Annotated in this window: 20 protein-coding genes and 1 pseudogene; 11 read left to right on the forward strand and 10 right to left on the reverse strand. The window is 67.6% G+C overall.

The features are described from left to right. Nucleotides 1-21 precede the first annotated feature (21 nt). From ACFXN1_RS44665 to ACFXN1_RS44675, 3 genes are all read right to left on the reverse strand, one after another. The gene (locus ACFXN1_RS44665) at nucleotides 22-861 is read right to left on the reverse strand and encodes an alpha/beta fold hydrolase (RefSeq protein WP_379402164.1); all 840 of its coding nucleotides are present in this window, start codon (nucleotides 859-861) and stop codon (nucleotides 22-24) included. Further along, nucleotides 858-1,289: a helix-turn-helix domain-containing protein gene (locus ACFXN1_RS44670; protein WP_379443838.1), complete on the reverse strand. Its 432-nt coding sequence runs from the start codon at nucleotides 1,287-1,289 to the stop codon at nucleotides 858-860. The genes ACFXN1_RS44665 and ACFXN1_RS44670 overlap by 4 nt, the downstream gene beginning before the upstream one ends. A 277-nt stretch (nucleotides 1,290-1,566) precedes the next feature. Then, complete coding sequence (locus ACFXN1_RS44675; RefSeq protein ID WP_379443836.1) at nucleotides 1,567-2,487, reverse strand: LysR family transcriptional regulator; 921 nt, start codon at nucleotides 2,485-2,487, stop codon at nucleotides 1,567-1,569. A gap of 71 nt (nucleotides 2,488-2,558) precedes the next feature. On the opposite strand from ACFXN1_RS44675, the gene ACFXN1_RS44680 reads away from it, so the two are divergent. From ACFXN1_RS44680 to ACFXN1_RS44690, 3 genes are all read left to right on the forward strand, one after another. After that, complete coding sequence (locus ACFXN1_RS44680) at nucleotides 2,559-3,923, forward strand: FAD-binding oxidoreductase (protein WP_379443834.1); 1,365 nt, start codon at nucleotides 2,559-2,561, stop codon at nucleotides 3,921-3,923. A gap of 128 nt (nucleotides 3,924-4,051) precedes the next feature. Beyond that, nucleotides 4,052-4,930 (forward strand): SPFH domain-containing protein, encoded by an 879-nt coding sequence (locus tag ACFXN1_RS44685; protein ID WP_379402169.1) that lies wholly within the window; start codon nucleotides 4,052-4,054, stop codon nucleotides 4,928-4,930. Continuing rightward, nucleotides 4,930-5,088 (forward strand): hypothetical protein, encoded by a 159-nt coding sequence (locus ACFXN1_RS44690; protein WP_196054659.1) that lies wholly within the window; start codon nucleotides 4,930-4,932, stop codon nucleotides 5,086-5,088. Before ACFXN1_RS44685 ends, ACFXN1_RS44690 begins: the two co-directional genes overlap by 1 nt. Here the strand turns inward: ACFXN1_RS44690 and ACFXN1_RS44695 are convergent, their stop codons facing one another. Further along, nucleotides 5,089-6,591, reverse strand: a complete 1,503-nt coding sequence (locus ACFXN1_RS44695; RefSeq protein ID WP_379443832.1) for a protein kinase — start codon at nucleotides 6,589-6,591, stop codon at nucleotides 5,089-5,091. It abuts the gene before it with no gap. A gap of 81 nt (nucleotides 6,592-6,672) precedes the next feature. Then, nucleotides 6,673-7,545: a class I SAM-dependent methyltransferase gene (locus ACFXN1_RS44700; RefSeq protein WP_379443830.1), complete on the reverse strand. Its 873-nt coding sequence runs from the start codon at nucleotides 7,543-7,545 to the stop codon at nucleotides 6,673-6,675. Between the two features lie 281 nt (nucleotides 7,546-7,826). Between ACFXN1_RS44700 and rpsA the strand changes: the two genes are divergently transcribed. Together rpsA and ACFXN1_RS44710 are read left to right on the forward strand one after the other, a co-directional pair. After that, nucleotides 7,827-9,290 carry a 30S ribosomal protein S1 gene (rpsA, locus tag ACFXN1_RS44705; RefSeq protein ID WP_040856871.1) on the forward strand — a complete coding sequence of 488 codons (1,464 nt, stop codon included), beginning with the start codon at nucleotides 7,827-7,829 and terminating at the stop codon, nucleotides 9,288-9,290. Nucleotides 9,291-9,368: 78 nt separating this feature from the next. After that, complete coding sequence (locus ACFXN1_RS44710; protein WP_379443829.1) at nucleotides 9,369-10,001, forward strand: TetR/AcrR family transcriptional regulator; 633 nt, start codon at nucleotides 9,369-9,371, stop codon at nucleotides 9,999-10,001. Here the strand turns inward: ACFXN1_RS44710 and ACFXN1_RS44715 are convergent. Beyond that, nucleotides 9,947-12,202: an MMPL family transporter gene (locus ACFXN1_RS44715; RefSeq protein WP_379443827.1), complete on the reverse strand. Its 2,256-nt coding sequence runs from the start codon at nucleotides 12,200-12,202 to the stop codon at nucleotides 9,947-9,949. The two genes, ACFXN1_RS44710 and ACFXN1_RS44715, sit on opposite strands and share 55 nt — an antisense overlap. Nucleotides 12,203-12,435: 233 nt before the next feature. On the opposite strand from ACFXN1_RS44715, the gene ACFXN1_RS44720 reads away from it, so the two are divergent. Next, nucleotides 12,436-13,959 (forward strand): phospholipase C, encoded by a 1,524-nt coding sequence (locus ACFXN1_RS44720; RefSeq protein ID WP_379443825.1) that lies wholly within the window; start codon nucleotides 12,436-12,438, stop codon nucleotides 13,957-13,959. A 192-nt stretch (nucleotides 13,960-14,151) separates the two neighbouring features. Here ACFXN1_RS44720 and ACFXN1_RS44725 read toward each other — a convergent pair whose 3' ends face one another. Next, nucleotides 14,152-14,370 (reverse strand): hypothetical protein, encoded by a 219-nt coding sequence (locus ACFXN1_RS44725; protein WP_379443824.1) that lies wholly within the window; start codon nucleotides 14,368-14,370, stop codon nucleotides 14,152-14,154. Between the two features lie 268 nt (nucleotides 14,371-14,638). Here ACFXN1_RS44725 and coaE point away from each other — a divergent pair. Then, nucleotides 14,639-15,589 (forward strand): annotated as a pseudogene (gene coaE, locus ACFXN1_RS44730) (dephospho-CoA kinase); the annotation flags it as partial. Nucleotides 15,590-15,686: 97 nt separating this feature from the next. On the opposite strand, the gene ACFXN1_RS44735 reads toward coaE, so the two are convergent. Then, nucleotides 15,687-16,211: a DUF402 domain-containing protein gene (locus tag ACFXN1_RS44735; protein ID WP_379402175.1), complete on the reverse strand. Its 525-nt coding sequence runs from the start codon at nucleotides 16,209-16,211 to the stop codon at nucleotides 15,687-15,689. Nucleotides 16,212-16,421: 210 nt separating this feature from the next. Here ACFXN1_RS44735 and ACFXN1_RS44740 point away from each other — a divergent pair, with 210 nt between their 5' ends. Beyond that, complete coding sequence (locus tag ACFXN1_RS44740) at nucleotides 16,422-16,844, forward strand: hypothetical protein (protein WP_354846146.1); 423 nt, start codon at nucleotides 16,422-16,424, stop codon at nucleotides 16,842-16,844. Between the two features lie 66 nt (nucleotides 16,845-16,910). On the opposite strand, the gene ACFXN1_RS44745 is transcribed toward ACFXN1_RS44740, so the two are convergent. Continuing rightward, nucleotides 16,911-17,495, reverse strand: a complete 585-nt coding sequence (locus ACFXN1_RS44745; RefSeq protein ID WP_379443822.1) for a DUF402 domain-containing protein — start codon at nucleotides 17,493-17,495, stop codon at nucleotides 16,911-16,913. Nucleotides 17,496-17,890: 395 nt separating this feature from the next. On the opposite strand from ACFXN1_RS44745, the gene uvrB reads away from it, so the two are divergent. Continuing rightward, nucleotides 17,891-20,056 carry an excinuclease ABC subunit UvrB gene (gene uvrB, locus ACFXN1_RS44750; RefSeq protein ID WP_379443820.1) on the forward strand — a complete coding sequence of 722 codons (2,166 nt, stop codon included), beginning with the start codon at nucleotides 17,891-17,893 and terminating at the stop codon, nucleotides 20,054-20,056. 92 nt (nucleotides 20,057-20,148) lie between these two features. Here the strand turns inward: uvrB and ACFXN1_RS44755 are convergent, their stop codons facing one another. Further along, entirely contained in the window at nucleotides 20,149-20,619 is a 471-nt protein-coding gene (locus ACFXN1_RS44755) for a VOC family protein (RefSeq protein ID WP_379443818.1), read from the reverse strand. Nucleotides 20,620-20,675: 56 nt separating this feature from the next. On the opposite strand from ACFXN1_RS44755, the gene ACFXN1_RS44760 reads away from it, so the two are divergent. Together ACFXN1_RS44760 and ACFXN1_RS44765 are read left to right on the forward strand one after the other, a co-directional pair. After that, nucleotides 20,676-21,572 carry a DUF6597 domain-containing transcriptional factor gene (locus tag ACFXN1_RS44760; RefSeq protein WP_379443817.1) on the forward strand — a complete coding sequence of 299 codons (897 nt, stop codon included), beginning with the start codon at nucleotides 20,676-20,678 and terminating at the stop codon, nucleotides 21,570-21,572. A gap of 87 nt (nucleotides 21,573-21,659) precedes the next feature. Further along, nucleotides 21,660-22,076, forward strand: coding sequence for a DoxX family protein (locus tag ACFXN1_RS44765; protein ID WP_379443816.1), 417 nt, complete (start codon nucleotides 21,660-21,662; stop codon nucleotides 22,074-22,076). Nucleotides 22,077-22,251: the final 175 nt, after the last annotated feature.

Raw genomic sequence — 22,251 nt, forward strand, 5'->3', positions numbered from 1 at the left:
GGTGACAGCTCCCTGATCGTGTTATTTCCGGAGGAACTCCTCGATGGGGGCGGTCTGGCCGAGGATGGCGTGGCCGACGCCGGGGAGGACCAGGGTGGTCGCGTCCGGGATGGATTGCGTTGCGCGGCGCGCGGTGTCGGCGGACTTGAACATGACGTCGTCTGCGCCGACGATCACCAGGACCGGCATCGTGAGGCTGCGCAGCTGGTCGTCGGTGAAGATCGGCAGCTTGCCCGTGCGCGGAGTGAAGTGCGTGAACGTGAGGGTCACATCGTCCAGGATCTCCGCGTGGTCGGTCAGGTTCAGGCCGGTGACAATGGCCGCGGAGCGGCGCAGGTCGTGACTGCTGAACAGGTGGTCGACCAGGTTCTTGAAGATCCAGCCGAAGCGCTGCTTGCCGATGCCGCCGGGGCACAGCAGGGCCAGCTTCGTGACGCGGTCGGGCCGGCGGACGGCGTAGTCCAGCGCGATCCAGCCGCCCAGTGACATGCCGACGAAGCTCGCGGACGAAAGCTGAAGGCCCGCAAGGACATCGTCGAGCCACTGGGCGAGCGCCTCGGAGCCGAGAGCCGGGCGCGATTCGGTGCTGCCACCGGGTTCGCCGGGCAGGTCGACCGCGTAGACCCGGAAATCCCGTGCCCAGGAGGCGATATCGCCGCGCCAGGCGGAATTGTTGGAGCCGGAGCCGTGCAGCAGGATCACCGGCGGGGCGTCCTGCGGGCCGGACGCGAGCACGAAGGTGTCGCCCTCGCTGGTCGCCAGGTGCAGCTGCTCCGCGGGAACCGGCCACTGCCGCAGGACATCCCGGTAGCGGGCCTGGATGGCGGCGCGGCCGGCCTCGGATTTGTAGATCGCGTTCACGACGCGAGGACTCCTTCCATGTATTCGAGCAGCCGGGCGGTATCACCCAGGCCGCCGACGAGAATGACCTTCAGGCGGGCGCGTTCGCGGTCGTGGAAGGTCTGGATCCGCAGGGGCTGTCCGTCCGGTCCCCGGGTCGCTGCCGCGCCGGTCAGCAGGGTGCTGACCCGGTCGGCGGTGCCGGGATCCACGGCGTCGACCTCGATGATGGTCGACGCTTCCGAATGCCGGTGCCGGGCAACCGATTCGCGCGGGCTGCCGTGCTCGGGCAGGCCGGTGAAGGCCGCCAGATCGGTGGCGGCGACGCGGTACTGCTTGCCGATGCGGGTGGCGGGTAGCTTCCCGTCCCGCACGTAGCCGCGGACGGTGCGGACATGCAGGCCGAGGCGCTCGGCTACCTCGTCGACGGAGTACAGACGATCTGTCACGAAAACTACCTTAAACATCCCTATCTATGTCCGCAATGGGGAAGTTTAGGTAACTATGTGATGGGCCTTACGGTGGCCGCCAACTAAACTACATTGTGTAGTGGACATGCGGTCGCACTGTGGGAGGCAGCGACATGGGGTCCGATACGACTACCTCACCGCAGCGATGCCGTCGAGCACATCGTGACCGGTGTGGTGCTGCTGGTGCTGGTCGGTGTCCAGGCGATCCGGGGCGGTGGATTGCGGGCGGTGTTTGCGGCCAGGGCCTGACCAACTGCTAGGGCTTGACGAACATCGGCGCCGGATCCTTCCAGCGCGCCAGCGCGATACGAAGTTGGCCGAGCAGGACTTTCGCGGCCGGGCTCATGGGCCGCTCGGCATTCCAGGCCAGCACCAGCCGGCCGCGCATCGGGGGATCGATCTCGAGCGTGCGGACCCCCAGCCGGGCCGCGTCGGCCGGGGGAATCCGGGGCACGATCGCGACTCCCAGCTCGTGTGCGGCCAGCCGGATCAGTAACGGGGGAGCGGCCGCCTCGAAGGCCACGTTCGGTACGAGACACGCTGCGGCGCACGCTGTTTCGAGCAGGCCGCGCAGGCCGGTCCCGGCCGGCAGGCAGATCAGCGGGTGTTCGCACAACTCGGACAGCGTGATCCGCTCGCCGAAGCCGGCGGCGGCCGACGGAACCGCCGCGACAATGGTGCTGTCGTAGATGTTCTCGACGCTGATGCCCGGGTCCAGGTCGGCGGAAATGCTGAGCAGGCCGATATCCAGGTCGCCGCGGCGGACCGCGCCGTACATCGCGTCGGAGGTGTCCTCGGTCAGGGAGATGCCGATCTGCGGATGATCGCGGTGGAAGTCGGCGAGCACCGCGGCGATGTCGATCTCCTCGCCCGCCGCGCCGGAGATCAGTCCGACCCGCACGTGCCCCCGCAGCAGACCGGTGAATTCGTCCACCGTGTGGGTGATGCGCTCGACCTGATCCAGGGCCGCCCGGGCCAGTGGCAGCACCGCCTCGCCGACCGGGGTGAGCGTGACCGAGCGGCTGGAACGGTCCAGAAGCGGTTGTCCCAGTTCGCGTTCCAGCTGCCGGATCTGCGCGCTGAGCCCCGGCTGCGCCAGGTGTAGACGGGCCGCCGCCCGGGTGAAGTTGGCCTCCTCGGCGACCGTCACGAAGTACCGCAGCTGACGCAGCTCCATAACTGCTGATTCTAGCTACGAGAAAAACTATCTGTTGGAGTTCTTGATCGGAGCCGAGCAGAGTTGGTGACATGACGAAGACAGCGATCACCGAACTGCCCGCCACCACCGGCCCCGTCTTCCAGCCCGGCGACTCCGGCTACGACGCCGAGATCGCCGGATTCCAAACCGCTTACACCCACCGTCCCGCCGTGGTCGTGGGCGCGGCCCACGCCGAGGATGTCCGTGCCGCCGTGGAATACGCGGCGCGCCACGGCCTTCCGGTCGCCGTGCAGAACACCGGCCACGGCCTGTCGGTCGCCACCGACGGCGGCGTGCTCATCACCACCCGCCGCATGACCGACATCCGCATCGACGCCGGCGCCCGGACCGCCCGGGTGGCGGCGGGCGTCCAGGCCGGAGCCCTGATCGAGGCGGCCGCCGCGCACGGTCTCGCGCCGCTGAACGGCTCGTCGCTCTCGGTCGGCGTGGTCGGCTACACCCTGGGTGGCGGCATCGGCATCCTGGCCCGCGAATTCGGTTATGCCGCAGAGCATGTGCGCGGTATCGAGATCGTCACCGCCGACGGCCGGCTGCGCCGGCTGGAGCCCGGCGACGAGCTGTTCGGCGCGGTGCTCGGCACCGGCGGCAACTTCGGGGTGGTCACCACACTGGAGCTGGCACTGCTGCCGATCACCACGGTGTACGGCGGCCAGCTGCAATTCGACACCCCACTGGTCGCGACCGCACTGGAAGCGTGGCGACTGTGGACCCGGGACATGCCCGAGCAGATGACCTCGGCCATCACCATGATGACCTTCCCCGACATTCCGGCATTCCCGCCGCACCTGCGCGGCCGGTACGTCGCGACCATCAATATCGCGTTCACCGGTTCCGCCGAGGAGGGCGAGCGCCTGGTCGCCCCGCTGCGCGCGGTCGGTGCGCGGATGGCCGACGACCTGCGGGTCATGCCGTACACGGAAAGCCATGCCATCTACCGGGATCCGGAACACCCGCACCCGTACCTGGCCACCAACGCGCTGCTGTCCGACCTGCCCGCTGACGCCACCGACGCCTTCCTGGAGGCCACCGGTCCCGAGTCGCCGGTGCCGGTGATCGCCGGGCTGCGCCACCTGGGCGGCGCGCTGGGCCGCCCAGGGCCGAACGGCATCGCCATGGACCACCGCGACGCCGAGTACATCGCCCGCATCCTGACCATGCCGAACCCGGATAACGCGGACCAGATCGACGACCGGCTGTCGCTCGTGCTGAAGACCCTGCAGCCCTGGACGCTCGGCCAGAACCTGAACTTCCTCTACGGCGGCGGCGATCGGGCCGATGAGGAACAGACCCGGGCGGGATACAGCGCCGCCACCTACGACCGGCTGTCGGGTCTGAAGGCGAAGTACGACTCGGCAAACCTGTTCCGCAACAACCGCAATATTCGTCCCCACTGACCGCATCGGATCCGCGCGCGCTCGCCCCGCCACACCTGACCGTGGCGGGGCGAGCCGCGTTTCCGGGCTTGGCTCGGGCGTGCTTGCGCGCTATCGTCGTGATATCACTTCGATACTAGGAGAGTGTCATGGAGTTGCGTCGAGCCTTCCGGCTGAACGGATTCCTCATGCTGGGGGTCCTGATACTGCTGATCATCGCGATCGCCGTCGAGGCGCACACGCTGAACACCAGGGGCGGCGATGGCGGTTCGCCGACCGTCCTGGGTGTGGCGCTGGCCGTCACGCTCCTGGCCGCGGTGCTGGCGGCGAGCGGGTTCATCGTGGTGAATCCCAACCAGGCCAAGGTGATCCAGTTCTTCGGCCAGTACATCGGCTCGGTCAGCGAATCCGGTTTCCACTGGGTCACCCCGCTGTCCAGCCGCCGCGGCATCTCGCTGCGGGTCCGGAACTTCGAAACGCAGAAGCTGAAGGTCAACGATCTGGACGGCAACCCGGTCGAGATCGCGGCCGTGGTCGTGTACCAGGTGGTCGACAGCTACAAGGCCGCCTTCGCCGTCGACGACTACGAGGACTTCGTCCGCACCCAGTCCGAGACCGCGGTCCGGCACCTGGCCACCACCCACCCGTACCAGTCCGACGACGCGAACACCGCCAGCCTGCGGGACGGGTCCGAGGTGGCCGGCGAGCTCACCACCGAACTGCGCGCCCGCACCGAACTGGCCGGCATCGAGATCATCGAGGCCCGCATCACCCACCTCGCCTACGCGCCGGAGATCGCCCAGGCCATGCTGGTCCGCCAGCAGGCCGCCCAGGTGGTCGCCGCCCGCAGCCGCATCGTCGAGGGCGCGGTCGGTATGGTCGGCATGGCCCTGGACCGACTGGCCGACCAGGGGGTGGTCGAACTCGATGAGGAGCGCAAGGCGGCAATGGTGTCCAACCTGCTGGTGGTCCTCTGCGGCGACCGCTCCGCCGCACCTGTCGTCAACGCCGGAACCCTCTACTCCTGATGGTCAAGCGCGAGCCGAAAAAGGTGCTGCTCCGGCTCGATCCGGCGGTCCACGAAGCCATCGCCAAGTGGGCCGCCGACGACCTCCGCAGCATCAACGCCCAAATCGAATTCGCGCTGCGCCTCGCCCTGAAACAGGTTGGGCGCGAACCGAAATAGTCACGACACCACGTTCGAACCGTCGATCAGATAGCCCCCGCCGAGCGGGACCAGCTGCGCCCGCCGCAGCTCGGTCCCGCTCCGGCCGTCGGTATAGCGCAAGGTGAGGCGGTAGGTCACCGTCAGCTGCGCCGGATCCGCGGTGACATCCCAGACCGTGACGGAATCGACTGTGCCCCAGAAGCTTCGGTACGCGTCGTAGCCGCCGATCTCACCCTGGTACCGCGTGGTCAGCCAGGTCCAGGCCGCCATCGTATTGCCCGGCAGCAGCGAGTAGTGCTGCCGGATGTAGTCCGACATCGTGTTCGCCGATATCGGGGCCGGGATCGAGGACGGGTTGAGCAGCGAGTTCGTCGGCGTCGCGGAATTCTGGGCGGTGCCCGACGTGACGCTGCTCGCGCCCGCCGACGGGGGAGTCGCCGCATTGTTCCCGCCGTGGCGCAGCTGAGTGGTCACCAGCGTCACCGCGACCAGCGCCGCCACCGCGATCGAGGCCGCCCAGACGAGCGCGCTCAGCGACCGGCGGGCCGGATCGGGTGCGGGCGAGCGGAACTTCACCGGTTGCGCCGCGGGGCCCGCGGGCTCGGTCACCTCCCGGGTGGACTGCGAATCGAACTGCGCGGCAGCGCTTCCCGCCGCCATCGGAATCGCCGGGACGGTCGGGAGGTCGGTGCCGCGCAAGGCCGCCCGCGCGGCGGTGGCCAGCACACCTGCCGACGGATACCGCTCCCGCGGATCCTTGGCCATCCCGCTCGCGATCACCTCGTCGAAGGCCACCGGAATCCGGCCGTGCGCGACCGACGGCCGCGGCGGCGGCGTCGCGAGATGCGCGGCGATCTGGCGTTCGACGCTGCCACCGGGAAACGGTTTCGAACCGGTCAGGCATTCGTAGAGCACACAGGCCAGCGAGTAGACATCGGCCCGGGCGTCGCAGCCGCCGTGCTCGAGCCGCTCGGGCGCCATATAGGCGAAGGTCCCGACCGCCGCGCCGGCGCTGGTGAGCCCGGTGTCATCGCCGCCGCGTGCGATACCGAAGTCGATGAGGTAGGCGAAATCGTCCGCGGTGGTGAGGATGTTGGACGGCTTCACATCCCGATGCACCAGCCCGGCCCGATGCGCCGCATCCAGCGCGGCCGCGATCTGTGTCGTGCAGGACACCGCCAGTTCCGGGGACAGCGCCCCTTCGGCCGCGAGCCGGGAACCCAGATCCACACCCTCGACCAGCCGCATGTCCAGGAACAGCCGCCCGTCGATCTCCCCGTAGTCGTGAATGGGAACGACATGCGGTTCGTTCAGCCGCGCCGCCGCCTGCGCCTCCCTGCGGAACCGCGCCCGGTACACCGGATCGTGCGCCAGTCCCGGCGGCAGCACCTTGAGCGCCACGACCCGGTTCGTCCCGGTGTCGTAGGCCCGGAACACCTGCCCCATCCCGCCTGCGCCGAGCAATTCGAGCAGCCGGTAGCGACCGAACGGGCTCTCCTCCACGCCATACCCCCTACTCACGACGAGGGTACGGCGCAGCGCCCTCGGGCGCGCTTCCGGCCGGTGGAAACGGCGGGGCGGGACGCGTTCGCGCCGCGACCGTCAGCGCGGCTTCTCGGTGACGAAAATGGCTGTGCCGGGGAAGATCTCGCCGCGGAGGGGGCTCCACTGGCCCCACTCGCGGTCGAGCCACTCGGGCCAGTCCGGTTCGATGATGTCCTGCAGGACCAGGCCGGCGGCGACGATTTCGCGGACGCGGTCGCCGATGGTGCGGTGGTGTTCGACGTAGGTGGGTTCGCCGTCGGAGTCGAGTTCGACGTAGGGGGTGCGGTCGAAGTAGGGGATGGTGGCGCGCAGGCCCTCGGGGCCCGGGTCGTCGGGGAAGATCCAGCGCATGGGATGGTTCACCGAGAAGACCCAGCGGCCACCGGGTTTGAGGACACGGTGGACCTCTCGCATCACCTGAGCGGAGTCGGCGACGAAGGGCACCGCGCCGAAAGCGGAGCAGGCCAGATCGAAAGACTCGTCGGCGAAGGGCAATTCCTCGGCGCCTGCCTGGATGAGCGGCACGCGGGGGCCGCCCGCGGCCATGGCGGCGAGACCGCGATCGAGCATGGCGCGGGAGATGTCCAGCCCGACCGGGTGCGCGCCGTGCGAGGCGAGCCAGCGCGAGCAGGGGGCCGAGCCGCAGCCGATCTCCAGGATCCGCTTGCCGGCGATGTCCCCCAGCAGATGCCAGTCACCCTCGTGCAATCCCTCCGGGCACCACACGAATTCGCCGGCGAGGGAGTCCACGCCCAGGAAGTCGGCGTGGGTCTCGTGGTAGGCCGCGGCGTCGGCGTCCCACCACTTGCGGCTGGCGCGCTGACTGGACTGCGAGTCGACCTTGGTCCGGGTCACTCCCACCGTCCCGAGCAGGGTGTTGGCTTCGGCGTGCCGGGTATCGTCGGTGGTGACGGAGTGATCTTCGGACATGAGCTCACCCTATCGACCCGCGGGCCGGGACCCATGTTTGCTTGGTACAACACCTGTCGCGTACGCTGTTTTCCGCGAGTGTCTTCTGTACCCGGTTTCTCGAGACCGCGTAGAGCAGATAATCGTGCTGTGAGTCCGCATGCTTTTCAGGGCAGCGTTGTGCAGCGTCGCAGCGGTGTGCTGTGCATGACCAACGTTAGTTCCAACGCCTGCTGTTCGCAGCAATACCGAAAGTCCACATGTCCACTACCGACCACAATCCGTCCGGAGCCTCCCAACACATGCCCACCACTGTCACCTCGCCGCAGGTTGCCGTCAACGACATCGGCACTGCCGAGGACTTCCTCGCCGCCATCGACAAGACCATCAAGTACTTCAACGACGGCGACATCGTCGAAGGAACCATCGTCAAGGTCGATCGCGATGAGGTCCTTCTCGACATCGGTTACAAGACCGAAGGCGTGATCCCGTCTCGCGAACTGTCCATCAAGCACGATGTCGACCCGGCCGAGGTCGTTTCCGTGGGCGATGAGGTCGAGGCCCTCGTTCTCACCAAGGAGGACAAGGAAGGCCGCCTGATCCTGTCGAAGAAGCGCGCTCAGTACGAGCGGGCCTGGGGCACGATCGAGGAGCTCAAGGAGAAGGACGAGGCCGTCAAGGGCACCGTCATCGAGGTCGTCAAGGGCGGCCTGATCCTGGACATCGGTCTGCGCGGCTTCCTCCCGGCATCGCTGGTCGAGATGCGTCGCGTGCGCGACCTCCAGCCGTACGTCGGCAAGGAGATCGAGGCCAAGATCATCGAGCTCGACAAGAACCGCAACAACGTGGTCCTGTCGCGTCGCGCCTGGCTCGAGCAGACCCAGTCCGAGGTCCGCAGCGAGTTCCTGCACCAGCTGCAGAAGGGCCAGGTCCGCAAGGGTGTGGTCTCCTCCATCGTCAACTTCGGTGCCTTCGTGGACCTGGGTGGCGTGGACGGTCTGGTGCACGTCTCCGAGCTGTCCTGGAAGCACATCGACCACCCGTCCGAGGTTGTCGAGGTCGGCAACGAGGTCACAGTCGAGGTTCTCGACGTCGACCTGGACCGCGAGCGTGTCTCCCTGTCGCTCAAGGCGACCCAGGAAGACCCGTGGCGTCAGTTCGCCCGCACCCACGCGATCGGCCAGATCGTGCCGGGCAAGGTCACCAAGCTGGTTCCGTTCGGTGCGTTCGTGCGCGTCGAAGAGGGCATCGAGGGCCTGGTGCACATCTCCGAGCTGGCCGAGCGCCACGTCGAGGTCCCGGACCAGGTTGTGGCCGTCGGCGACGACGCCATGGTCAAGGTCATCGACATCGACCTCGAGCGTCGCCGGATCTCGCTGTCGCTGAAGCAGGCCAACGAGGACTACACCGCCGAGTTCGACCCGTCGAAGTACGGCATGGCCGACAGCTACGACGACCAGGGCAACTACATCTTCCCCGAGGGCTTCGACTCCGAGACCAACGAATGGCTCGAGGGCTTCGAGAAGCAGCGTGAGGAGTGGGAGACCCGGTACGCCGAGGCCGAGCGTCGCCACAAGATGCACACCGCTCAGATGGAGAAGATGGCCGCCGACGCCGCCGCCGAGGCTGCCAACGGTGGTCCGTCGAACTACTCCTCGGAGTCGGGTTCGCAGGCTGCGGCTTCGTCCTCCGAGCCGGCCGGTGGCTCGCTCGCGAGCGACGCCCAGCTGGCTGCGCTGCGTGAGAAGCTGTCGGGCAACGCCTGATTCGCTGACACGCGATAAGCGATAGTCGAAGGTCCCCGAGCCGATGGCTCGGGGACCTTCGCTATTCTCGGAAGTGACATGTCCGAATCCACCGTCGAGTCGAGCCCATCGCTGTGGGAGCGCCGCAAGATCGAGGCCATGGGCCGTATCCAGCGGGTAGCGCTGGAGCTGTTCGACGAGCACGGGTATCGGGAGGTCACCGTCGAGCGGGTGGCGGGTGCCGCGGGCGTGTCACCGAGTTCGATCTACCGGTATTTCGGGACCAAGGAGAATCTGGTCCTCTACGACGAGACCGATCCGAAGCTCCTGGAAATCGTGCGGACGGTCGGTGGCGGCGAAACCCGGGCTCCCCTGGACCTTTTGGCGGCCGCACGGCCGCTCATCCCCGTACTCATCGACGAGATCGTGACCGATGAGGTCGAGTACCGGACGCGGCTGCGCATGGGCTATGTCCGGACGATTCCCGAGGTGAAACTCGGACAGGCGCAGCAGATGCGGGGGCTCGAGGACCAGTTCCGGATACTGCTCGCCGACCGTACCGGCCGCGACCGCAACGACGTGCAGATGCGGCTGGCCGCCGCGATCGCCATCTGGGGTTCCATGGCGGCGCTGGACCATTGGGCCGGAACGGGTTTCGCCGCGCGGCTGCGCGACGTCTACCGCGAAGTCGTCGAATCCATCGTGGTCGCGCTGGAGGCCATGTTCCGCTGACGGCGCGGAGTCGGCAGCCACCAGTTCCAGCGGCCCAGCAGCCGCATGCAGGCCGGGACCAGTATCAGGCGGACGATCACCGCGTCGATGGCGACCGCGACGGCCAGGGCGAAGCCGATCTCCTTCAGCTCCATGACATCCGCGCTCAGGAAACTGGCGAACACCGCGACCATGATGGCCGCCGCCGCGGTGATGGGCCGGGCGGTGCGCTGCAGGCCCTCGGCGACGGCGGTGGCATTGTCGTGGGTGCGCTCCCAGGCCTCCTTCATACGCCGGATGAGGAAAACCTCATAGTCCATGGACAATCCGAACAGGACGGCGAAGACCAGCATGGGCAGGAAGACCTGGAGGAAGCCGGCGCTGTGAAAACCCAGCACGGCCTGGCCGGCACCGTGCTGGAAGACGGTGACCGTAATGCCCAGGGCCGCACCGGTGGCCAGCAGATTCAGCAGGATCGCCTTCAGCGCCAGCACGATCGAGCGGAAGGTCACCGTCAGGAAGACCAGCGAGGCGGTCAGGACCAGGGCGATGACCCACGGGAAGCCACGTGAGATCAACTGCGACACATCGGTGAACATCGCCGGCGTTCCACCCACCAGGACCTCGGCGGACTCGACAGTCGCTGCACGGGAACGGATATCGGTGGTGAGCGTGCCGACGGTCGTCGAGTCGAAGGCGTCCCTGGGGACGATGGTCGCCAGGTAGCGGCCATCGGCCTGCTGGGGGAGCACGGTGACCACCCGGGGATCCCGGGCCAGATCGGTCACCAGGCGCAGCACCTCGGTGCGGCCGTCGGCGGACAGCGCGGTGTCATCGGGTCCGGCGGCCACGACCTGGATGGGGGAGAGCAGGCCGGGGCCGAAGTCGTTCTGCACCAGTCGAGTCGCCTGTCCGGTGGGCCGATCGCCCAGCGAGTTCAGGCCCATGTCGATCCCGTAGCGGATACCCGCGATCGGCAGTGCCGCCGCGACCAGCAGCGCCACTCCGAGCACGCCGAACACCACCGGTCTGCCCATCACCAGGTGCGCCCAGCGCGCCCAGGCGCTCGACGCCGCCGTCGATCGGGTTTCGGCCGGGCGCAACCGCGCGGGCAGCGCACCCCGGTTGACGGCCGGGCCGAGTACGGACAGCAGGGCGGGCAGCAGTGTGAAGGCGGCGGCCAGGGTGCCCGTCACCGCGGTCACCACACCCAGCGCCACGCCATCGAGCATGGGCAGGCCGACCACGGTCAGCGAGCACAGCGAGATCATGACGATGAGCCCGGAGGCCAGGATGGTACGGCCCGTGGTGTCGAAGGTCGCGCCGACGGCGGCCCGAATCTCCCGGCGAGCCTTGCGATCCCGCACCCCGCGCCGGGTGAGTTCCTCGTTGAATCGGCTCACCAGGAACATGGCGTAGTCGATGGCGGTGCCGGTGCCGATCATGGTCGCCACCGACAGCACGAAGGAGTCGAAGGTCAGCAGACCGGCCAGCCCGAACAGCACGCCCACGGCGAGCGCGATCCCGGCGGCGGTGACCGAGATGGGGAGGGTGGCGGCGACGGCCGCGCCGAGCGCCAGCACCAGCACGACCGCCGCGATCGGCAGGCCGATGGCCTCGCCGCGCGTGATGTCGGCGGTCTCCCTCCGGATCAGTTCGCCCTCGACCGGTGAGTATCCGGTCAGGCCGGCCCGCACCTCCGCATCGGAGGCGGCGGTCAGCGCGGTCTGCAGGCGGGCGGCCACGTCGATCCGGTCGGACATGCCGCCGTCGATGCCCGCGATGCCGAGCGCGGTGTGCCGGTCGGCGGAGATCTGCTGTCTCACATTGCCTTCGAACGGCCCGATCGCGCCCGCGACGCCGGGCACCCCGCGGGCCGCGCCCAGCACGCGCTCGATGGCCGCCCGGAAACGCGGGTCGTCCACGGTGTATCGGTCCGAATGCAGCACGATCGAGTCCTGCTCCGCGCCGAGCTGCGAGAAGTGTTGTGCGACGCGGTCTTCGGTGGTGGCCGAGGCGGATCCCGGCACGCTGTAGTCGGGTGCGCCCAGTCGCGCGTGCAGGGCCGGATACGCCGCGCCGCACGCCACGATCAGCACCAGCCACACGCCGATCACGATTCGGGGATACCGGGCCATGAATTCGCCCCAGCGCCCGACGACGCCGAATCGCGGTGCGGAGTCCGGGAATCGGGGCGGATCGGCGAGCGCCGGACGTGTCATGGAGGCTCCCATGGTCGATACCTGAAAGTCACTCTCAGGTATGGCCGACAGCTTAGGCCGACCCGGCAATGAGGTGCAAGTCACTGTCAGGAATCCACAACTGGACTCGCTACGGTTACGAATGGTTCGCTGAGCCGTCACCATTCGAAGGTTGGATGCGAACTGGACGGGCGACCGGGTGTGTTCGCCGCGTTCAATTCCTTTCACTCCTAGCGGGAAGGCACTACCGGAGCATGGGCGTGTTCGCCGGAATCAACAGGCGCGACTTTCTGACGAAAGCCATGGCCACGGGCGGTGCGGCCTCGCTCGCCGCACTGGCCGGACCGATCATCGAGCGGGCCTACGCCGCGGATCCGGCCGGTATGGGCGGGCTCGGCGACATCGAGCACATCGTGCTGCTCATGCAGGAGAACCGGTCCTTCGACCACTACTTCGGCACCATGTCCGGCGTGCGCGGCTTCGACGACCCGTCCCCGGCCTGGAACCAGTACGGGTACGCGCCCGGCGTCGGCCCGACCGCGGACGGCTTCATCAACCCCTTCCGCCTCGACACCACCCGCGGCGCGACCCTCGACGGCGAATGCATCAACGACCCCGACCACGGTTGGGTCGGCATGCACAAGGCGTGGAACAACGGCCGCAACGACGGCTGGATGCCCATGTCGATCGCGTCGGTCGGCGCCGGAAACGGCCCTGCGGCAATGGGTTACTACACGCAGGACGACGTCCCGGTGCACTGGGATCTGGCCGATGCCTTCACCCTGTGCGACAGCTACCACTGCTCGGTGCTCGGTCCGACCGACCCCAACCGCCTGTACTGGGTCTCGGCGACCATCGACCCGGACGGACTCAATGGCGGACCGCTGCTCGAGACCCCGACGCTGATCCCGCAGAACGCCTACAGCTGGCGGACCATGCCGGAGAACCTCTCCGAGGCCGGGGTCAGCTGGAAGATCTACAACAACCGCGATATCGGCCCGCTGTCCTCGGTCCTGCTGGACGGCATGATGGGCTGCTTCAAGCAGGCGGCCGACCCGAATTCCGAACTGGCACGCCGCGGTAAGGCCCCGGCCTACCCGCAGGACTTCGCCGCCGACGTCGCCGCCAACCAGCTGCCGTCCGTCTCGTGGGTGATTCCGCCGCTGCTCAACTGCGAGCACCCGGCACTGCCCCCGGCCTTCGGCGCGGTCGGCATCATGCAGGTGCTCGACATCCTCACCTCGAATCCGGCGGTGTGGGAGAAGACCGCACTGATCATCAGCTACGACGAGAACGGCGGTTTCTTCGACCACGTCACCCCGCCGACCCCGCCCGCCGGCACGCCCGGTGAGTTCATCACCGTGCCGACCGACAAGAAGTTCGAGGGCGTCACCGGTCCGATCGGCCTCGGCTATCGCGTTCCCTGCCTGGTGGTTTCGCCCTACAGCCGCGGCGGCCTGGTGGCCTCGGAGACCTTCGACCACACCTCGCAGCTGCGCCTGATCGAGCGCCGCTTCGGGGTCGACGTGCCCAACCTGACCGCGTGGCGACGCGGCGTGACCGGCGATATGACCTCGGCCTTCGACTTCGCCTCGGCCCCGGACGCCACGAAACCCGCGTTCGCTCCGGCGAATCGGAAGGTCGACGCCGCCGTGGCGCAGTGCGGGCCGAATATCGCCCTGGGCACCGCGACCGTCGGCACGCCCTATCCGGTGCCGCCGAACTCCATGCCCAAGCAGGATCCCGGCACACGGCGTCGGCCCAGCGGAATCGTGTAGGAGTTCCGGTGCCGCTGGGCGAACGGCCCGGCGGCACCGTGTGGCACGCGCACAAAGGCACCGTGCGACACGCACGCAAAGGCACCGTGCGACACGCACGCAAAAGGGTGGCTCGGTCCGAATCGGACCGGGCCACTGTGTGTTTCGGGGGAGCGGATCAACTCGGGCGGCGGATCAGCCGGCCGCGCCGGATCAGCCGGCGGTGGCGGGTACCCAGCGCCGCACGACGCGAGTCTCGGGCGACCGTTTTCGCTGGGCCGCGACGCTGTGCCGGGCCGGGTTGAGCAGTGTGCTCAGCCAGGAACGACGGTGCTCGACGAGAGCGGCTGCGACGGCGGTGATCTCGATGCAATGCACGGTGCCCGCCAGGCCCAGACGGTGGCGACCCGTCTGGAGTTTTTTGGTGCCCACTGATGTTCCTTCTCTTGCGTGTTACCGGCCTAAGATCGCCTGCGGCGAACCATAGCCGAACAAAAGTGTGCGTCACCGAATATTGCGCGACGTTCGCCCCGGCGTGTCGGAATCTTGCCGACAAACGGTCCGTATTCTCCGAAAAAGTTGCGAAACGGTCTCATGGGTGTCACGGAATGGCCAAGTACTGCACTTGCAGGTGAAACCGCAGCCCGGAGGGGGTAACCCTGATGGGCGCGATGACCGGCGCTGATGCGAGACTGAACGAATGTTGCGAATCGGTCTCACCGGAGGCATGGGCGCGGGCAAATCCACCGTGGCCCGCATTCTCACCGAGCGCGGAGCCGTCCTGGTGGACAGTGACGTCATCGCCCGCGAGGTGGTTGCGCCCGGCACCGAGGGGCTGGCCGCCCTGGTCGCGGCCTTCGGTGTGGACATCCTCGCCACCGACGGCAGCCTCGACCGGCCGGCCCTGGCGGCCAAGGCCTTCGCCTCGGACGAGGCCCGCGCCACCCTCAACGGCATCACCCACCCGCTGGTCGGCCGGCGCACCGCCGAGCTCATCGCCGCCGCCCCCGCGGACGGCATTGTGGTGCAGGACATTCCGCTGCTGGTCGAGAACGGCCTCGCGCCCTTCATGAACCTGGTGGTCATCGTGGATGCCGCCGAGGAGACCCGGCTCCGCCGCCTGGTGGAGTTCCGCGGCATCGACGAGGCCGACGCTCGCGCCCGCATCGCCGCCCAGGCCACCGACGCCCAGCGCCGAGCCGTGGCCGACGTGCTGCTCGACAACAATGGCGCGACCGGCGTCATCGATGCCGAGGTGCACCGGCTGTGGGACGAGCGCCTGGTTCCCTTCGAACGCAACCTGCGCACCCGTACGCCCGCCGCCCGGCCGGAACTGTCCGTGGTGGAGGCGAATCCGGAGTGGCCCGCGCAGGCTCAGCGGGTGATCGCACGGCTCGCCGTGGCGTGCGGCGCGGGCGCGCGAAGCATCGAACATGTCGGGCCGACCTCGGTGGCGGGCAAACCGGCCGCCGATGTCCTCGACATCCGGATCACGGTCGCCGACGGCGCCGCCGTGGACGGGCTGCGGGATCGGCTGACGGACATCGGTTTCCCGCCGGCCGCCGCGGGGGACGCGTTGCCCGCCGCGTCGGGTGTGGATCTTGCGGCGGGGGAGCGGCTGCATGCGAACGCCGACCCTGGCCGCCCGGTCAATCTGATCCTCGGCGTCTGACCCGGCCGCCGGAGCCGCCTCGACGGTAGAGGGGCCGTCTGCACCCCTCGGTGCGGACGGCCCCGCTGTCTCGGGCCTACATCCAGGTCAGCGTGATGCCCTCGGATGCCAGCCAGGCCTCGAAACTGTGGCCGTGCGCGGCGATTCCGTCGATGGTCGAGGTGGCCGACTCGATGGCCTGCTGAGCCTCGGACAGGGTGACGTAGCCGGCGGCGTGCGCGGCGAGCAGCTCGTCCACGTCGAGCAGCTCGACCTCGCGGCCCTGGCGCACCACCAGGTCCAGGTAGTGGTCGACGGACTTCCACTGCTTCGGGCCGACCTGCGCGAACTCGCCGATGTCGATGTAGTAGTCCTGGTCGCGCCGGTGCGCGGGGGTGAAGTGGAACACGGTGGCGCGGATGGACACCGTTGGCAGCAGCCAGGATTCGATGTAGTGGAACTCGGGATGGTCGGAGGTGCGGGCCATGTACATCCCCCATGGCTCGACCTGGTACCGCTCCACCTGCCGCACGAAACCCTTGGGATCGATATTGGTGAGCTCGTCGATATTGAAGTACTCCACCTTGGGTCGGTGCAGATCTACCGCGGGTGCCCGAGTCATGCCATTCAGCATCGCGTGTCGGGCGGCGGTCGTCCAGGGGAGCGGAGGTCGCGTCGCCGACAGATTGCTGGAATCCGGCGCCGACCGGGGCGAATTTTCCGAAAACCCGATCTGAAGCGGTCGTGTTTCGCTAATGTGCGGCTGCGCCGTTTCGTCGCGCACGACACTCGCCGCGCCTGGGCGGGTGCCTCAACCCAAGGGAAGTACTGCATGAACGCACACACAACCCGTGCTCGCCGGGTCGGCATGGGATTGACGACCTTCGGCGCGGTGGCCGGGACCGTCGTCCTGGTCGCTCCGCAGGCCGGTGCCTGGCCGTCCAATCTGGAGGTGTCGGGCTCCACCCACAATGTCGGCTGCTCCTACACGCTCACCGCGAGCGTCGAGGTCGACCGCCTGACCTCGGTGTCGTTCACCGACAATGGCGTCGAGCTGACCGGCAGCCCGGTGTCGCCCTCGTTGCTGAGCAACAAGGTCACCATCAACTGGACCCCGAGCACCGCCGGTTCGCACGAGCTGAAGGCCACCCAGACCCTCATCTCGAAGTCGATCACCGTGCAGGTGGATCCGGCGAGCAGCTTCGGTAGCTTCGGCTGCGGCCTGAACGGACTGCTGCCGAGCCTGTCCGGCTAGTCGGAGGACGGACAGACCCGTTCGAGCCCGCCCGGTCCGTGTCGCACGGACCGGGCGGGTTTGTCTCTACAGCCAGCTGAGCGTGATGCCCTGGCCGGCCAGCCAGCGGTCGACATCGTGACCGCAGCCGGCGATGCCGTCCACCACGGCGGCGGCCCGCTCGATGGTGAGATGGGTGCGCGCGGTGTCGAAATGTCCTGCGGCATGGGCGCTCAGCAGCTGGTCGATGCCGACCAGCTCGGGCGCCTGGCCGCGGCGCGCCACCACGTGCAGGTAGTGGCTCTCGGCCCGCCACTTCTTGGCCTCGCACGGGCCGTACTCGCCGATGTCGAGGTAGTAGGTCTGGCTGCGATCGTGGCCGGGCCGCAGGTGGTAGACCGTGGCGCGCAGCGTGAGCTCGGGCAGCAGCCAGGACTCGATGTAGTGGAAACGTGGATTGTCCACTGTCCGTTCGACATACAGACCGAACGGTTCTGCATGTAAACGCTCCACGGGATGGAGAAACCCGCGATAATCGGTCCACGACAGATCCGCGAGATTGAAGTATTCGAGTCTTGGGCGATGCGGAGACACCGAAGGAGTGTTGCCGATCGTGCCGTAGGGGTGTGCGCCATTGGTGGAATTCCGCTGTGGCGTATGCAGACCGGTCATCGCCCTGCCTCTTCTCGAATCGTGCGACCAGCGAGCTCAGAGTACACCCGGGAACCCCGATTCAAACCGTCGTGAACCGACTGAGATCTACGCGACACCGGCGGCACGAAAACCCTTGGGGTAACGGTCAATTCGGACATTTACCGACGGTTTACGAAACCGTGTGCGTGCCATGGGGAACCGAGCAGGGGCGACCCTGCCGACACGGAGTTGGACCCCGGCAACCGTGCCCGAAGCGACGACTGATTTCGTGAGGCGAGGGTAACTCGTCGGGGATGACCAGAATCGGTTCGGCACCCAACCGCCGGCACGGGTTGTCACTGTCAACGGCTCTCAGTCGTCCGCTGAAGGCGCGGGGAGGCGGGATTGTCGGTGAGGGGTCCTAGGCTGGGGTCATGGCGTTTGCAACCGAGATCCCGGACGACCTGCCGCTGGCTCATTCCGAGCACCGGCCCATCGGCGACGTCGAGCGCGTCGACGGGCAGTTCCAGGTCGTCAGCGAGCATCGGCCGGCCGGTGACCAGCCTGCCGCCATCGAGGACCTCGAGCGGCGCATCCGGGGCGGCGAGAAGGACGTGGTGCTGCTGGGCGCCACCGGTACCGGTAAGTCGGCCACCACGGCCTGGCTGATCGAGCGGTTGCAGCGGCCCACGCTGGTCATGGCGCCGAACAAGACCCTGGCCGCACAGCTCGCCAATGAGCTGCGCGAAATGCTGCCGAACAATGCGGTCGAGTACTTCGTCTCGTACTACGACTACTACCAGCCCGAGGCCTACATCGCGCAGACCGACACCTATATCGAGAAGGACAGCTCGATCAACGACGATGTCGAGCGGCTGCGGCACTCGGCCACGTCGAGCCTGCTCTCGCGGCGGGATGTGGTGGTGGTCGCGTCCGTGTCGTGCATCTACGGCCTCGGCACGCCGCAGTCGTACCTGGATCGGTCGGTGCAGCTGGAGGTCGGCACCGAGATCGATCGCGATCGGCTGCTGCGCCTGCTGGTGGATGTGCAATACACCCGCAATGACATGTCGTTCACCCGCGGCAGTTTCCGGGTGCGCGGCGACACCGTCGAAATCATTCCCTCCTATGAGGAATTGGCGGTGCGCATCGAATTCTTCGGTGACGAGATCGAGGCGCTCTACTATCTGCACCCACTCACCGGTGATGTGGTGCGTCAGGTGGATATGGTCCGGATCTTCCCGGCCACCCACTATGTGGCGGGCCCGGAACGCATGGAGCGGGCCGTGCGGGATATCGAAGTGGAGCTCGACGAGCGGCTCGCGGATTTGGAGAAGCAGGGCAAATTGCTGGAGGCGCAACGACTTCGGATGCGCACCCAATACGACCTGGAGATGATCAAGCAGGTCGGTTTCTGCTCCGGTATCGAGAATTATTCGCGGCATATCGACGGCCGTGCCGCCGGAACCGCGCCGGCCACGCTGCTGGATTACTTCCCCGAGGATTTCCTGCTCGTCATCGACGAATCGCATGTGACCGTGCCGCAGATCGGCGGCATGTACGAGGGCGATATGTCGCGCAAGCGGAACCTGGTGGAGTACGGCTTCCGGCTGCCGTCGGCGGTGGACAACCGGCCGCTCACCTGGGAGGAGTTCGCCGATCGGATCGGGCAGGCGGTGTACCTGTCGGCCACGCCCGGACCGTACGAATTGGGCCAGACCGGCGGCGAATTCGTCGAGCAGGTCATTCGGCCCACCGGCCTGGTGGATCCGCAGGTGGTGGTCAAGCCGACCAAGGGGCAGATCGATGATCTGGTGCACGAGATCCGGCTGCGCACCGAGCGCAACGAGCGCGTGCTGGTCACCACGCTGACCAAGAAGATGGCCGAGGATCTCACGGACTATCTGCTGGGACTCGGCGTGCGCGTGCGCTATCTGCACTCGGAGATCGACACCCTGCGCCGCGTCGAATTGCTGCGGCAACTGCGGCTGGGTGAATACGACGTACTGGTCGGCATCAACCTGCTGCGTGAGGGACTGGACCTGCCCGAGGTTTCACTGGTGGCGATTCTCGATGCGGACAAGGAAGGCTTCCTGCGTTCGTCCACCAGCCTCATCCAGACCATCGGCCGTGCGGCGCGCAATGTCTCGGGCGAGGTCCACATGTACGCGGACAAGATCACCGACTCCATGCGCCACGCCATCGACGAGACCGAACGCCGCCGCGCCAAGCAGATCGCTTACAACGAAGAGCGCGGCATCGACCCGAAACCGTTGCGCAAGAAGATCGCCGACATTCTCGACCAGGTGTATCGCGAGGCCGAGGAGACCGAGGTCGAGGTGGGCGGCTCGGGTCGCAATGTCAGCCGCGGCCGCCGCGCCCAGGGCGAGCCCGGGCGGGCGGTGAGTGCCGGTGTCTACGAGGGCCGCGATGTGAAGAACATGCCGCGCGCCGAACTGGCCGATCTCATCAAGGACATGACCGCGCAGATGATGAACGCGGCGCGCGAGCTGCAGTTCGAGCTCGCCGGACGACTCCGCGACGAAATCGCCGATCTGAAGAAGGAACTACGCGGCATGGACGCCGCCGGCCTCTCGTGAGAGAAAGCCTGCGGCGCAAGGACCTTCGGCCGGCAGGTGGCGGGCCGGCTCCGCGCCCGGCAGATGGTCTACCGGGCGGGGGAGTCGCTTTGTCAGGCCTGCTGGGCCATCCATTCGTTGACGCGGCGTTCGGCCTCCTCCCGGGACACGTCCTCGACTCGCGTCATGACGATCCAGCGGTGGCCGAACGGATCCATGACCCGGCCGAAGCGGTCGCCGGTGACGAAGGTGGCGGGTTCGGCGACGAAGCGGGCGCCGTTCTCGGAGGCCAGCTTCGAGACGGCGTCCACATCCGGGCAGTAGTGGACGACGCTGGTGTGGACCCAGTCTTCGGCGGGGGCGCGCAGGCCCTCGTCGGGAATGGGCATGCCGACCTGGATGGTGGAGTCGCCGATGAGGAGTTCGGCGTGCGCGGCCTGGCCGTCGGGAAGATCGTTGCGGCTCAGCACCTTCGCACCGAAAACGGCGGAGTAGAACTCGATGGCCGCATTGGCGTCCGGGACGGCCAGGAAGCAGGTGATGGAGTGGTAGCCCTCGGGGATCGGATTCACTGCGTTGCTCATGCCCACTACTCTCGCCGCCGCGGCGGCGATGGTCTTGTAAGAAAGCGACAGGCGCGATGACCAGTGGAAACCCTGCCGAAGGGGTCGGCGGAAGCACTGCCGGAGGCCGGTTTTCGCCGCAGCCGGTGCCGCCGCCGGAGACCGCGAAGGGCATTCTGCGGCCTCGTCAGCAGAACCAGGCCAACAACCACTCCCGGCTGCCCGCGAGCCGGCGGGTGTCCCGCTATGTCGAGTGGTACTGGGCGGTGCGCTGGGATCGCCGGGGCCAGCCGCCCTTCCAGGCCGAGGTGCTGTCGTACCCCTGTGTGAACCTCACCTTCGAGCGCACCCACGAACGCACCGGCGCCTTCGTCACCGGCGTGTGGACCACCAAGTACGTGCGTGAATTGGCCGGGGAGGGCGAGACTTTCGGCGTCAAGTTCCGGGCCGGCGGCTTCGGCGCGTTCACGGGCCTGGACGTCGGGGCACTCAGTGATACCTCGGTCCCGGCAACCGATGTCTTCCCGGCGGCCGACGCCCTCTCCGAGGCCGTGCTCGCGACCGCCGATGCCGAACGCCGCCGGGACCTGATCGAGGATTTCCTGGTCGGGGTCCGGCGCGAGGCGGCCGGTGGGGGCGACGACACCGCCTACCGCCAGGTGCTGGCCATCATCGAGGCCATGGAGCATGATCGCGATCTGACCCGGGTCGACCAGGTCACCGAGCGTTTCGGCATTCCCGTCCGAACCCTGCAGCGACTGTTCCGCCGTTATGTCGGTGCGGGCCCGAAGTGGGTGCTGCGCCGCTATCGCCTCCAGGACGGCGCACATCTGCTGGCCGAGGGCCGCACCTCGGACCTGGCCGCGCTGGCGGTCGAGCTCGGCTACTTCGATCAGGCGCACTTCTCCAACGAGTTCGCCAAGGAGATCGGACTGCCTCCGCTCGAATACGCCCGCGTCTCGCTACCATCCTGATAACTGCTGGTCCGGGAATAATGTCAGTACCCCAGAAGTTGGTTGCCGTGTCACCCAATGGCATATCGATCATCGAAGGAGCGGGCTATGGACGTGCTGGTACTGATCGGACGGATCCTGTTCGCACTGCTGTTCCTCGGCTCAGGCTTCGGGCATTTCGCGCAGCGGAAGACGATGGTGCAGTACACGCAGTTCAAGGGGGTGCCCATGGCCGAGTTGGCGGTGCCCGCGTCGGGTGTGCTGCTGCTGGCCGGCGGACTGAGCGTGCTGCTGGGCGTCTGGGCCGACCTGGGGACGCTGCTGCTGCTCGTCTTCCTGCTGCCGAGCGCCCTCCTCATGCACCCCTTCTGGAAGGAGACCGACGCGGAGGCCAAGCAGACCGAGATGGTGCACTTCAACAAGGACATCGCGCTCGCGGGCGCGGCGCTCATGCTGTTCGCCTTCTTCGCCCACACCGGCGGGGATCTCGGATTGACGCTCACCGGACCGCTTTTCAGCCTCTGATCCGATCCGGGCGCGTTAGTATTGCGCGTCATTGATCGGCCGGAGGGAAGAGGATCGCATGTCCATCCTCAGCGCGATTCTCGGCTGGTTGTGGGCCGAATATCGCGAGCTGTGAGGTAAGGCCAAGTCACTGTTTCGCGGGGCGTTCGTTTTTTGATGTTCCCAACGACGGCCC

The sequence above is a fragment of the Nocardia sp. NPDC059154 genome (assembly GCF_042755705.1).
Taxonomy (GTDB): domain Bacteria; phylum Actinomycetota; class Actinomycetes; order Mycobacteriales; family Mycobacteriaceae; genus Nocardia.

Bases quoted from the DNA above. Each gene is read 5' to 3' on its own strand.
- ACFXN1_RS44720 (WP_379443825.1), top strand. From the start codon at position 12,436: ATGGGCGTGTTCGCCGGAATCAACAGGCGCGACTTTCTGACGAAAGCC.
- ACFXN1_RS44710 (WP_379443829.1), top strand. From the start codon at position 9,369: ATGTCCGAATCCACCGTCGAGTCGAGCCCATCGCTGTGGGAGCGCCGC.
- ACFXN1_RS44740 (WP_354846146.1), top strand. From the start codon at position 16,422: ATGAACGCACACACAACCCGTGCTCGCCGGGTCGGCATGGGATTGACG.
- ACFXN1_RS44680 (WP_379443834.1), top strand. From the start codon at position 2,559: ATGACGAAGACAGCGATCACCGAACTGCCCGCCACCACCGGCCCCGTC.
- ACFXN1_RS44700 (WP_379443830.1), bottom strand. From the start codon at position 7,545: ATGTCCGAAGATCACTCCGTCACCACCGACGATACCCGGCACGCCGAA.
- uvrB (WP_379443820.1), top strand. From the start codon at position 17,891: ATGGCGTTTGCAACCGAGATCCCGGACGACCTGCCGCTGGCTCATTCC.
- ACFXN1_RS44735 (WP_379402175.1), bottom strand. From the start codon at position 16,211: ATGACTCGGGCACCCGCGGTAGATCTGCACCGACCCAAGGTGGAGTAC.
- ACFXN1_RS44675 (WP_379443836.1), bottom strand. From the start codon at position 2,487: ATGGAGCTGCGTCAGCTGCGGTACTTCGTGACGGTCGCCGAGGAGGCC.
- ACFXN1_RS44755 (WP_379443818.1), bottom strand. From the start codon at position 20,619: ATGAGCAACGCAGTGAATCCGATCCCCGAGGGCTACCACTCCATCACC.
- ACFXN1_RS44765 (WP_379443816.1), top strand. From the start codon at position 21,660: ATGGACGTGCTGGTACTGATCGGACGGATCCTGTTCGCACTGCTGTTC.
- ACFXN1_RS44685 (WP_379402169.1), top strand. From the start codon at position 4,052: ATGGAGTTGCGTCGAGCCTTCCGGCTGAACGGATTCCTCATGCTGGGG.
- ACFXN1_RS44760 (WP_379443817.1), top strand. From the start codon at position 20,676: ATGACCAGTGGAAACCCTGCCGAAGGGGTCGGCGGAAGCACTGCCGGA.
- ACFXN1_RS44715 (WP_379443827.1), bottom strand. From the start codon at position 12,202: ATGACACGTCCGGCGCTCGCCGATCCGCCCCGATTCCCGGACTCCGCA.
- ACFXN1_RS44690 (WP_196054659.1), top strand. From the start codon at position 4,930: ATGGTCAAGCGCGAGCCGAAAAAGGTGCTGCTCCGGCTCGATCCGGCG.
- ACFXN1_RS44745 (WP_379443822.1), bottom strand. From the start codon at position 17,495: ATGACCGGTCTGCATACGCCACAGCGGAATTCCACCAATGGCGCACAC.
- rpsA (WP_040856871.1), top strand. From the start codon at position 7,827: ATGCCCACCACTGTCACCTCGCCGCAGGTTGCCGTCAACGACATCGGC.